Consider the following 11,174-nt stretch of genomic DNA (forward strand, 5'->3'; position numbering starts at 1 on the left):
GCGCATGCCTGTCCAATTTCAGGAACGTGTTCTATCTTGGCGCACCGTCAGACAGAGCACGTTCCGGGCACGCGGGAGGACAGGCAGTGGACTTCACCTTCACCGAGGAACAGCAGGCCGCCGTCGAGGCGGCCAAGGCCGTATTCGCGGACGTCGCCCCCGACAGCGTGCCCAGCCCCGCCCTCACCCCGCGGGCCGTCGCCGAGGAGTTCGACCGCCCGCTCTGGGCCAAGCTCGCCGCCTCCGACCTACTGAGCCTGGTCCTCGCCGAGGAGCACGGCGGCGCCGGACTCGACGCCATCGCCCTGTGCCTGGTGCTGCGCGAGGCCGCGAAGGTACTGGCCCGGGTGCCGCTCCTGGAGCACTGCGCCACCGCCATGGCCGTCCAGGCCCACGGCGGCCCCGAACTGGCCGCCGCCCTGCTGCCAGGCGCCGGGGACGGCACGCTCGTCCTCACCGCCGCCGCGCACGGCCGCAGCGGCCACGACCCGGCGGAACTGGCCGTCACCGCGCGCCGCGAAGGCGGCACGTGGACCCTGGAGGGCCTCCAGACGGCCGTCCCGTGGGCGCACAGCGCCGACTGGATCGCCGTACCGGCCCACACCGGGGAGGGCGGGGCCGTCCTCGCCTTCGTCCCCCGGGGTGCCGAAGGCCTGACCCTCGCGGAGCAGTACTCCACCAGCGGGGAGCGGCTCGCCGAGGTCACCCTCGACGGCGTACGGGTGCCGGCCACGCACCTCGTCGAAGCGGCCGGCGCCTGGGACCACCTGCGGCAGCTGCTCGCCACCGGGACCTGCGCGCTCGCGCTAGGCCTCGGCGAGGGCGTCCTCACCATGACCAGCCAGTACACCAGCAAGCGCGAGCAGTTCGGCTTCCCCGTGGCCACCTTCCAGGCGGTCGCCGTCCAGGCCGCCGACCGCTACATCGACCTGCGCGCCATGGAGGTCACCCTCTGGCAGGCCGCCTGGCGGCTCGACGCCTCGACGGGCGGAGCGGGCGGCCCGCTGCCGAGCGCCGGGGACGTGGCGGTGGCCAAGATCTGGGCCTCCGAGGGCGTACGACGCGTCGTGCAGACCGCGCAGCACCTGCACGGCGGCTTCGGCGCCGACACCGACTACCCGCTGCACCGCTACCACGCCTGGGCCAAGCAGCTGGAGCTCCAGCTGGGCCCGGCCGCCGCCCACGAGGAGGCGCTGGGCGACCTGCTGGCCGCCCACCCCCTCGCCTGAGCGGCCCGCCCGACCCGCTCGTCAGACGACGAAGCCCGGGGCGCCCGCGTCGGTGACGACCGGGCGGCCCGCGGCCTCCCAGTCCTGCATGCCGCCGTCCACGTTCACGGCGTCGATGTCCTGGCCCCGCAGGTACTGGGCCACCTGGGCGGAGCGCCCGCCGACCCGGCACATCACGTAGACCGGACGGTCGTCCTCGATCTTCTCGGTCAGCTCACCGATGCGCGCCACGAACTCGCTCATCGGGATGTGCAGCGCACCCTCGGCGTGACCGGCCGCCCATTCGTCGTTCTCGCGAACGTCGAGGACAAGGGCTTCGGAGGGCAGTGCGGAAGCGGCCACCGAAGGAAGCGGTCCGGAGTTCATAACTGTCGCCTTCTCTCGTCACGGATAGGTGAACCAACCTATCCGACGGGCCTTGCGCGGTGTCCCTACTGCCCTGAGGACAGCCCCGCGACCAGCTCGGCCAGCTCCGCCTCGCGCTTCGCGACATCGCCGAGCAGCTGCTCGGCGATCTCCTCCAGCAGCCGGTCCGGGTCCTCGGGAGCCATCCGGAGCATCGACCCGATCGCACCGTCCTCCAGCTCCTTGGCGACCAGCGACAGGAGCTCCTTGCGCCGCGAGAGCCACTCCAGGCGCTCGTACAGCTCCTCGCTCTCGCTCAGCCGCGCCGCGGCCGGCGCCGGGCCGGCCGCCCACTCCTGCGCGAGCTCGCGCAGCAACTGCTCCTCGCCGCGTCCGTAGGCCGCGTTCACCCGCACGATGAACTCCTCGCGCCGCGCGCGCTCGGCCTCGTCCCGGGCCAGGTCCGGATGCGCCTTGCGGACCAGCTCGCGGTAGAGCCGGCGCACCTCCTCCGACGGGCGTACCCGCTCCGGGGGCCGCACCGCGCGGTCGGTGAGCATCGCGGAAGCGTCGTCGGACAGCCCGTCCGAGTCCAGCCAGTCGTGGAACAGCTCGTCCACCCCGGGCATCGGCATCACCAGCGAGCGGGCGTCGCGCGCACGGCGCAGGTCTTCCGCGTCCCCGGTGCTCGCCGCTTTCGCCTCGGCGATCAGCGCGTCCAGCTCGTCGAGCCGCGAGTACATCGGGCCGAGCTTCTGGTGGTGCAGGCGGGAGAAGTTCTCCACCTCCACCCGGAAGGTCTCCACCGCGATCTCGAACTCGATCAGCGCCTGCTCGGCGGCCCGCACGGCACGCTCCAGGCGCGCCTCGGGGCGCGCGTCGGCACCGGGGCCGGGGCCGGGCTGGGGCTCGGACGCTTCGGGGACTGTCTGCTCGCTCACCCGGCCAGCCTAAGGCCCGGCCGCCCGGGTGTTTCACGTGAAACATCGCTCTGACGGGTCAGACGCCCATCTCCGCCGCGATCCGCCCGGACCGCACCGCCGCCACCAGGACCTCGTGGTCGGCCTCGCTCCGGTCGGCGTAGGTCACGGCGAAGGCTGCCATCGCCTCGTCCAGCTCGTCGTTCTTCCCGCAGTACCCGGCCAGCAGCCGCGGATCCGCGCTGTGCGCGTGGGCCCGCGCCAGCAGGGCCCCGGTCATCCGCCCGTAGTCGTCGATCTGGTCGACGGCCAGCGCCGCCGGGTCCACGCTGCCCTTGCGGTTGCGGAACTGGCGGACCTGGAAGGGCCGCCCCTCCACCGTCGTCCAGCCCAGCAGGATGTCCGAGACCACCTGCATCTGCTTCTGGCCGGCCACCACCCGGCGGCCCTCGTGCTCCTCCGGAGGCGAGACGAAGCCGAGACCGGGCAGGTGCGGCAGCAGCGCCGAGGGCCGGGCCTCCTTCACCTGGAGGACCAGCGCATCGCCGCGGTGGTCCAGCAGCAGCACCACGTAGGAGCGGGTTCCGACGCTGCCGGTCCCCACCACGCGGAAGGCCACGTCGTGGATCGCGTACCGGGCCAGCAGCGGCCGACGGTCCCCCTGAAGCGTCTCCAGGTACGGGCCCAGCGCGGCCGCCACGGCCGCCGCCTCCCCGTCCCCGACCCTGCGCAGCACCGGCAGCGCGTCCACGAAGGCCCGGCCACCGTCAGGCGTGACCTCGGTGGACTTCGCGGCGAACCGGGCGGAGGTGTTGTTGCGGGCCTTCTCCGAGACCCGCTCCAGCGTGCCCAGCAGGTCCCGGGCGTCGGTGTGCGAGACCAGTTCCTCGTCCGCGATGGCGTTCCACGCGTCCAGGGACGGCAGCTTGGCCAGCAGCCGCATCGTGCGGCGGTAGGCGCCGACCGAGTCCAGCGCGGCCGCCCGGCAGGTGTCCTCGTCCGCGCCGGCCACCCGGCCGGCCAGCACCAGCGAGGTGGCCAGCCGCTTGAGGTCCCACTCCCACGGGCCGAAGACGGTCTCGTCGAAGTCGTTGAGGTCGATGACGAGCCGGCCGCGCGCGTCCCCGTACAGGCCGAAGTTGGCCGCGTGGGCGTCTCCGCAGATCTGCGCGCCGATCCCGGTGACCGGGCCGCCGGAGAGGTCGTGCGCCATCAGTCCGGCCGACCCGCGCAGGAAGGCGAAGGGGTTGGCGGCCATCCGCCCGACCCGGATCGGCGCCAGTTCGGCGACCCGGCCGACATTGGACTCCTCCACCGCCCGCACCGCGTCGGGGCGGTCGCCCGGAGCCTCGAAGTGCGCGTGCGCCGACCGGGGTACGCGCGTGCGCAGCGCCTTGCCGGCCTCCCTCGGCGAACCGGCGGCCCGTCCCACGGCGAACCGCGGCGCGAAGCCCCCGACCACCGGTATCCGATCCTTCGACTCCGGTTCCACCACGCGCTGTTCCGGTACCGCCGTCATGCCGCCCGCCCCCTGATCACCATTGGTTCGGGCCCGACCGTATCTAGAGCCCGGCGTCCCTGGCCAGCAGGGCCGCCTGGACCCGGTTCTCGCACTCCAGCTTCGCCAGGATCCGGCTCACGTACGTCTTCACCGTCGCCTCGCTCATGTGGAGCCGCCGGCCCGCGTCCGCGTTCGATAGCCCCTCGCCCAGCAGGGCCAGTACCCCGCGCTCGCGCTCGCTCAGCCCGGCCACCTTGCGCCGCGCCTGCTCGGTGCGGCCCGCGGACTGCCCGGACGCCAGTTGGTCCACCACGTGCCGGGTCGCCGCCGGGGACAGGTAGGCGTCCCCGGCCGCCGCCGCGCGGACCGCGCCGATCAGCTCGCCCGGTGCCGAGTCCTTCAGCAGGAACCCGGCGCCGCCCCCGCTCAGCGCGCGCAGCACGTTCTCCTTCTCCCCGAAGGTGGTCAGGATCAGCGCCCGTACCTCCGGCGCCGAACGCCCCAGTTCGGCGAGGGCCGTCAGCCCGTCCATCACGGGCATCTGGATGTCCAGCAGCATCACGTCCGGCGCGTGCGCGCGGGCGAGTTCGACGGCTTCCCGGCCGTTCGCAGCCTCCGCGACCACCTCGATGTCGGCCGCCGACGTCAGGATCATCCGGATCCCGGCCCGGATCAGCGGCTCGTCATCGGCGATCACCACGCGGATCACCCTGGCCGTCACCCCTGTCACCCGTGCTCCTACGACTTGGTCCGGTACGCCTGCTTCTCGACGAGCTTGCCGTCCTTGAAGCAGAAACGGAAAACACTGGTGGTGGTCAGTTCGGTGTCCTCGTCCTCCACCAGGGCCAGACACGTGGACCCTTCCGGGCGGGGCGGTCCCTTCCGGTCCAGCCCCTGGGTCAGGATGCTGTCCCCGCTGGGCAACCGCGAACGCACCGCGCTCTCCGGCTCACCCACCCGGATGCCGTCGTAGTCGGACCGGCTGATCGTCGCATCGCCCACCGAGCCCGCGAAGAGCGCCACCACGGCCCCGAGCACGATCAGCAGCACCACCAGGGCCGCGACCGCGATCCCGCAGCCCAGCGCCGCACCTCCGAACCGGCTGCGTCCGCGCATCAGTTCCCGGTCGACGGCCGCCCAGTCCATCGGCGCCCCGCCGCGGACCAACATGTGCGCCCGCAGCTGCTGGCCGAAGTCGTCGGCCATCTCGCCCGACCCGGCCGCTTCCGTCCCGGTCTCCTGGGCCCCGGCCGGCTCCGTCCCGTACGGGAGCACCCCGGCCACCCGGAAGCCGCCGCCCTCCACCGCCCCCGCGTAGACCATCCCGCCGACCAGCCGGGCCCGTTCGCGCAGCCCCGTCAGTCCCTGCCCGCCGGAGACCACCTCGCCGGGACCCGGGCCGGCCGCCGGGCCGTTGGCGATCTCCACCACCAGCGAGTCGTCCTCGTACCGCAGTTCCACCGTGATCGAAGCGCCCGGAGCGTGCTTGTAGGCATTGGTCAGGGCCTCCTGCGCGATCCGGTACGCCGCGTGGTCGCACGCCGCGACCAGCGGCCTCGGCGCCCCCTCCGTGGTGAGCCGTACGTCGGTCCCCGCGCTCCGGGCCGCCTCCACGATCCCGGCGATGCCCGCCACCCCGCGCGCGGCCGGCTGCGCCTCCTCCACGGGCGCCGGCGCCTCCACCCCGTCGCGCAGGATGCCGACGACCTCGCGCAGCTCGTGCATGGCGGCGACGGAGGCCTGCCGCAGCACTCCCACCGCCTCGCGCTGCCGGTCGGTCAGCACCGGATCGACCTCCAGCGCACCGGTGTGCACCGAGATCAGCGCGAGCTGGTGGCCGAGGCTGTCGTGCATGTCCTGGGCGATGCGCTGGCGTTCGCGCAGCCGGGCCTGGCCGGCGATCATCGCCCGCTCGCGCATCAGCTGGGCGTTGCGCTCCTGGAGGGCGCGCAGCAGCGTACGGCGCTGGGACCAGTAGCGGCTGGCCAGACCGGGCATGACCACCATGGCCAGGAAGATCAGCGTGCCGACGACGATGATCAGGACCGGCCGGCCCTGCGGCCACTCCTTGACCACATTGAGGACCACGGCCGCGACGAAGGCACCGGTGAAGGCGCCGAGCGCCCGTCCGGCCCCGACGATGCGCCGCCCGGCCGACCAGCCGAGCGGGATCGCCACCAGGAAGGCCACGGGCAGGTACACGCCCACCGCCGAGCCGACCACCAGCGTGAACACCGGGAGCCGCCGCCGCAGCAGGGTCAGCACCACCACGGCCGCGATGCCGGCCAGCATCCGCGCCGAGGACCCCTTGTCGAGCTCCTCCACGCCCAGCCCGAGCAGCACCAGTACCCCGGCGATCGCCAGGTCCCCGGCAAGCATCCGCCGGGTCCAGGGCTCGGGTCCCCTGAGCCAGTCCCATCCCGCACGCGTTCTCGCCGTCACATCCACGCGCCCGACCCTAGACACCACCCCCCGCCCCGCACCGCCCTCTTTCGTCGCGCCCCGCCCGACGAAAGTCTCCCGGCGCACCCCGGCCGCGCGCCCGGTCATCTACTGAGACGGGCGCCACACCCACACCCCGCCAACCCGGGCACAACAAAGAACCCCCACTTCGGATTTCTCCGAAGCGGGGGTTCTTCTCAAAGTGGCGCACCGACGAAACTTCCTGATCAGGACGTACACGGGGGCCTGTGGAAATCGTTTCCCGCGCTGATCTAGATCATTTCCCAGTGGCTGCCGTCAGCGGCGGCCCGTCTCGTACGGGGGTGGCCGGGGTCAGCTGGTGGTTCCCAGAGGGGATGCAAGGCCCGGGGCGTTCCAGTGTTGTGCGTTGATGTTGTAGCAGTCCCACAGCTGGAGTCGGTTGCCGTTTTCGGTCCGGGTGTCGGGGAGGTCGATGCAGCGGCCGGACTGCGGGTTGTAGAAGCCGCTGGTGGCGGTGGGCAGCCACTGCTGGGATCCGCTGCTGTTGCAGTCGTAGAGCTGGATCGGGGTGCCGTTCGCGGTCCCGCCGGAGGTGGCATCCACACACTTGCCGACGACGCGGAGCTCGCCGTTCTCACGGATCTCGAACTGCTGAGCCGGAATGCCCTCGTAACAGGTCCAGAGCTGGATGCGGGTTCCGTTTGCGTTGCTCGCGTTGTCGTCGTCCACGCACTTCGCCTCGCTCGCGGCCGTTACCAGCTTGGTGGTGGTGGCGGAGGGGACGGTGGAGTGGTTGTAGAGGGTGACGTTGCTGATCCGGCCGTCGAAGTAGGCGGCCGGCTGGCTCGCGTTCTTGTAGCGGCCCAGGACCAGCGGCCCGGTGGCGTTCCAGACGTTGGCCTTGGGGTGGTGTCCGGTGCCGGCGAGGGTGCCGTTGACGTACAGGGCCATCAGACCGGTGGTGTCGTCGTAGCTCGCGGTGAGCTGGGTCCACACCCCGGTCTGTACGGTGGCGGCCGCGTTCATGGTGCTGGTCTGGTCGTAGGTCCAGGTGTCGTCGTCCTTCTTCGCCATCCCGAACCGCCAGGTGCCGTCATCGTGGTGCCAGAGGCTGAAGCCGCTGGTGTGCAGCCCGTCCTGGCTGAGGAAGGGGGCGGGCTTGTCGGACCTGACCCAGGCGGAGACGGTGAAGCTGCGGGTGGTGTCGACGCCCGGTCCGGCGGCGGTGACCGTGCCGGCCGTGCCGTCGAAGTCGATGACCTTGGTCGGGGTACCGGCGACGGTGTCGTCGGCCCAGGTGGCGCCGGTGGGGCTGACAGTGGCGGCGAGCCGGCCTCGCAGGTCGGCGGCGGTGGTGCCGGTGCCCTCGTTCAGCTTCCAGTGGGAGGTGGAGATACGGGCGTCGCCCATGGTGGTGGGGGTCCGGAAGCCAGTGACCTTGCCGCTGGTGGCGATGCCGTTCCAGGTACGCAGCCGGTGCTGGCCGTCGAGGGCCCATAGGTCGGGGATGCCGTCGGCGCTGGTGTCACCGGAGGAGCCGATCACCGGGAAGGAGGCGGCGGTGACACCAGAACCGATCTTGGTGCGCTTGGTGTGGTCACCGAGAGCCGCGGGGTTCCCGGCCTCGTTGGCGTACTGGTAGAGGTCGCCGGTGGCGTTGTCGCGGGCCCACAGGTCGGGCAGGCCGTCACCGGTGACGTCACCGGGGGCGATGAGGGTGAGGTTGTCCCAGCCGGAGGCACTGAGGACCAGGGCGACCGGGTCGCGCAGGGATCCGACTGAGCCCGCTCCCTGGAACAGCACCAGCTGCGAGAGGCCCGTGCCGTTGTTCTCTACGGTGAGGAGGTCGTTGCGCGGTGCGATGCCTGCTTCTGGCAGAGCGTCGCCGACGGCGAGGATCTGCTTGACCCGGCTCCAGTTCGAAGCGTATTCGGTGCCGCAGGGCTGGCCCGTCGTGGCCACGGTGCAGGTGGCGGCAGACGGGCGGTTGACAGCCAGGGCTTTGGCGGTGCTGTAGTAGAGGCCGCCGTTGGCTGCGAGGCCGCCCTGGGTGAGGGAGTTGCGGTAGAGGGTGAGTTCCCCTTCGCGGTAGGTCCACAGGTCATCGATTCGGATGCCGTTGCCACCGCGGTGAGTGGTCAAGGTCCCGTCTCCCCAGCCCTTGCCACCGGGGCTGTTGGCCTTGTCGGAGGCGAGGATCCCGCCTGCGGCCGGGTCGGTGGCGGTCGGGTAGACGATCAGGTCACCGTTGTCGGACGGGGCGATGAAGTCGACGCGTTCGTCGCCCGTGATGTCGCCGAGTGTGGTCTTGGCGTTCGGGTTGTCGGGGACGTAGAAGGTGTACGTCTGGGGCTGTGAGCGGTTGCCGGCCCGGTCCACGGACTGGACGCGCAGGACGTTGGTGCCCCAGGTGGTGGGGGTCAGCGGGATGGAGGCGCTGCCGTCGGCGGCGGCGTCGATACGGTTGGCGCCTCCCACCGGGATGGCGGAGTTGAAGGCCCACTCGTAGTACAGGACACCGCTGAGAGTGTCCGCCGACTTCACCGTGAACGTGCCGGCCTGGCCGATGTACTTGGCCGAGCCTGGCAGAGTCCCCGACGGCGGGTACTCCGCCGAGGTGACCACCGGCACGGACGGCGGCTGGGTGTCCATGGTGAAGGTACAGCCGGTAACCCAGTTGGAGCTGGTGTCACCGTCTCCGGCTATCACGAGCCAGTAGTACGAGTGGCCGTCGGAGAGGTTGTTGGGGTACGCAGTTGCCAAGTGGTTGCCGGTAGCCGCATTACCCCAACCGCTGTCGTAGGCCAGCGCGCCACCGGCGGTGTCCTTGACGACGAAGCGGGCATCGACCGTCTGACCACTGTCCGGATCACCGATCCACGCGCTGATGCTCATACCGGCGTAGGCGGTGGCGCCGACCCAGCCGCAGCCGTTGCCGTTCGCGTTCTTCGGCTCCGGGCTCATGGCGAGTGACCACGGCGGGGCCGGCGGCCGGTTGTACTCGATGTACAGGAACGGCAGGTTGTTCCTGTCGCGGGTGAACCGCTTGAAGCCGATGCTGCCGCTCTGGGACTCCTCGGCGGAGAACAGGCCGAAGGTGAGGCTGCCGCGCCACTGCTGGTCGGCCAGGTGCTGGCGTACGTCCCACTCGCCGCGCGTGGTGGAGCCGGAGCAGCCCGCGCCGCCCGCGCTGTTGAGCGAGCTGGTGCCGAGCACTCCCCAGTCGCCGGGCTGGTTGTTCCATGTGGTGCCGGAACCCAGGGTGTCGGTGGCGTGCAGGACGACGTCGTGGGTGTTGGAGCAGCCGTGGTCGGCGGCGTAGGACTGGGTGGCGAAGAACGAAGCGCTCTTGATGATCTTGTCGCCGAGATCCTCGGTGCTCACCTGGGCGTAGTAGCGCTCCAGGCCCGTGGGGGAGTTCCAGCGCTGGACGCCGACGCCGGGGTCGTACTTGTTCCCATAGTCGTCGTAGTGGGCCGTGTCACGGAAAGCCGAGGCAGACTGGACCCACGCCCAGTGCTGAGTGCCGCGGCTGGTGGGGACCCAGGCCGGATCGATGTACACGGGATACGCCGTGCCCGGATCGGACAGGAACGCCCGGTTCGGAGTCAGCGCGATGGTGTCCTTGCCGAGGTCGGCCTGAACCCGGGCGGTCTTCGCGAATCCACCAGGGCCGCCGCTGTCCGAGACTGCCCCTTCGGCTTCGCCGCCCGTAGCAGCGGGAGCCGCTTGCAAGGCCATGGCGGCCTGCGAGAACTTGGTGGTGTCGGGGGACTTGGCCAGCGGCGCCCTGACCTCGGCGGTGGAGTCCCACATGGTGGGGGTGGGTGCCTGGAAGACCGTACGGCCGGAGGCGTCGGCGGCCTTCAGGCTGCCGCCGGCATCGGCGGAGACAGTGACGCCCTCGCCCTTCACCCCCATGGTCAGCTTGGCGAGCTTCGGATCCTTTGCGGCCTCGGCGGACTTGACCACCAGGACCTGCGAGATGCCGCCGGCTTCGTTGGCGGTGACCTTGAGGTCGGTGCCCGGGGCCACCTCGCGGTAGACGGCACTGTCACCGTCGAGAGCGGGCGCGGGCAGCGGCTCGGGCCAGCTCAGGGCGAGCCGCTTGCCGTCCTGATCCAGGATCGCGAGCGGAGCAGTGCCTCCGCCGGACAGGATCAGCTTGCTGGACGTGGCCTTCGGCCGGAGCGTGCCGTCTGGCACCTTGACGAGGGTGGCGTCCAGATCCACCCAGGCCCCGTCACGCTTGGTACGTCGCGGCCCGACGCTGCGGGTCAGGCCAAAGGTGCCGTTCGGATTGGCCACCACCGTGTCGGTCTCGGTCGTCGAGGCGGGTACTGGTACGGGCTTGCCCGTACTCTTCGCCTCCGCCAGCGCCGCATCCTCCGCCCGCTCGCGCTCGGTCGCCGGCCGCTCCGGCGGTGTCGGCGCACTCTGCGCCCCCCGCGCACCCGGCGCGTCCACTGCCGATGCGGCCAAGGCGCCCGGTGCGGCCCCGATGGCTGCTGCGGACAGGGCCAGTGCGACCAGCCCCACCAGTGCGACCGGCCGCCCGGCAGGTCTCTGTCTTTTGCGTATGCCCCCCACGGCAAAACTCCCCATTGCTGTCGTGTTTACAACTGGGCGCGAACGCTAACAGCACCCGCAGACATACGGCGGGCAGTATGGAATTCGGAACCGGGAATTCCATGGGGGCTATTCACCTAAGAGGGACCAAACGCCCACCGATATCGAGTCATCATGGATCCGAAT

7 protein-coding genes are annotated in these 11,174 nt (G+C 71.4%); 1 reads left to right on the top strand and 6 read right to left on the bottom strand.

Annotated elements, in window-relative coordinates:
• Positions 1 to 86 precede the first annotated feature (86 nt).
• Complete coding sequence (locus ACFXDJ_RS00080) at positions 87 to 1,229, top strand: acyl-CoA dehydrogenase family protein (protein ID WP_384650494.1); 1,143 nt, start codon at positions 87 to 89, stop codon at positions 1,227 to 1,229.
• Between the two features lie 21 nt (positions 1,230 to 1,250).
• Here ACFXDJ_RS00080 and ACFXDJ_RS00085 read toward each other — a convergent pair whose 3' ends face one another.
• From ACFXDJ_RS00085 to ACFXDJ_RS00110, 6 genes are all read right to left on the bottom strand, one after another.
• Positions 1,251 to 1,595, bottom strand: a complete 345-nt coding sequence (locus ACFXDJ_RS00085) for a rhodanese-like domain-containing protein (protein ID WP_384650496.1) — start codon at positions 1,593 to 1,595, stop codon at positions 1,251 to 1,253.
• Positions 1,596 to 1,660: 65 nt separating this feature from the next.
• Positions 1,661 to 2,515, bottom strand: coding sequence for a hypothetical protein (locus ACFXDJ_RS00090; RefSeq protein ID WP_384650498.1), 855 nt, complete (start codon positions 2,513 to 2,515; stop codon positions 1,661 to 1,663).
• Between the two features lie 58 nt (positions 2,516 to 2,573).
• Complete coding sequence (locus tag ACFXDJ_RS00095; protein ID WP_384650500.1) at positions 2,574 to 4,013, bottom strand: DUF2252 domain-containing protein; 1,440 nt, start codon at positions 4,011 to 4,013, stop codon at positions 2,574 to 2,576.
• Positions 4,014 to 4,056: 43 nt separating this feature from the next.
• The gene (locus tag ACFXDJ_RS00100) at positions 4,057 to 4,716 is read right to left on the bottom strand and encodes a response regulator (RefSeq protein WP_384650535.1); all 660 of its coding nucleotides are present in this window, start codon (positions 4,714 to 4,716) and stop codon (positions 4,057 to 4,059) included.
• Between the two features lie 17 nt (positions 4,717 to 4,733).
• Positions 4,734 to 6,374 (bottom strand): sensor histidine kinase, encoded by a 1,641-nt coding sequence (locus tag ACFXDJ_RS00105; RefSeq protein WP_384650502.1) that lies wholly within the window; start codon positions 6,372 to 6,374, stop codon positions 4,734 to 4,736.
• A 396-nt stretch (positions 6,375 to 6,770) separates the two neighbouring features.
• On the bottom strand, positions 6,771 to 10,958 hold the full coding sequence (locus tag ACFXDJ_RS00110; protein ID WP_384650504.1) for a ricin-type beta-trefoil lectin domain protein: 4,188 nt from the start codon (positions 10,956 to 10,958) through the stop codon (positions 6,771 to 6,773).
• Positions 10,959 to 11,174 lie beyond the last annotated feature (216 nt).

This window comes from Streptomyces sp. NPDC059443, from assembly GCF_042750105.1.
GTDB lineage: Bacteria > Actinomycetota > Actinomycetes > Streptomycetales > Streptomycetaceae > Streptomyces.

Coding starts and splice junctions, on each gene's coding strand:
- ACFXDJ_RS00085 (WP_384650496.1), bottom strand. CDS start 1,595: ATGAACTCCGGACCGCTTCCTTCGGTGGCCGCTTCCGCACTGCCCTCC.
- ACFXDJ_RS00105 (WP_384650502.1), bottom strand. CDS start 6,374: ATGCTTGCCGGGGACCTGGCGATCGCCGGGGTACTGGTGCTGCTCGGG.
- ACFXDJ_RS00095 (WP_384650500.1), bottom strand. CDS start 4,013: ATGACGGCGGTACCGGAACAGCGCGTGGTGGAACCGGAGTCGAAGGAT.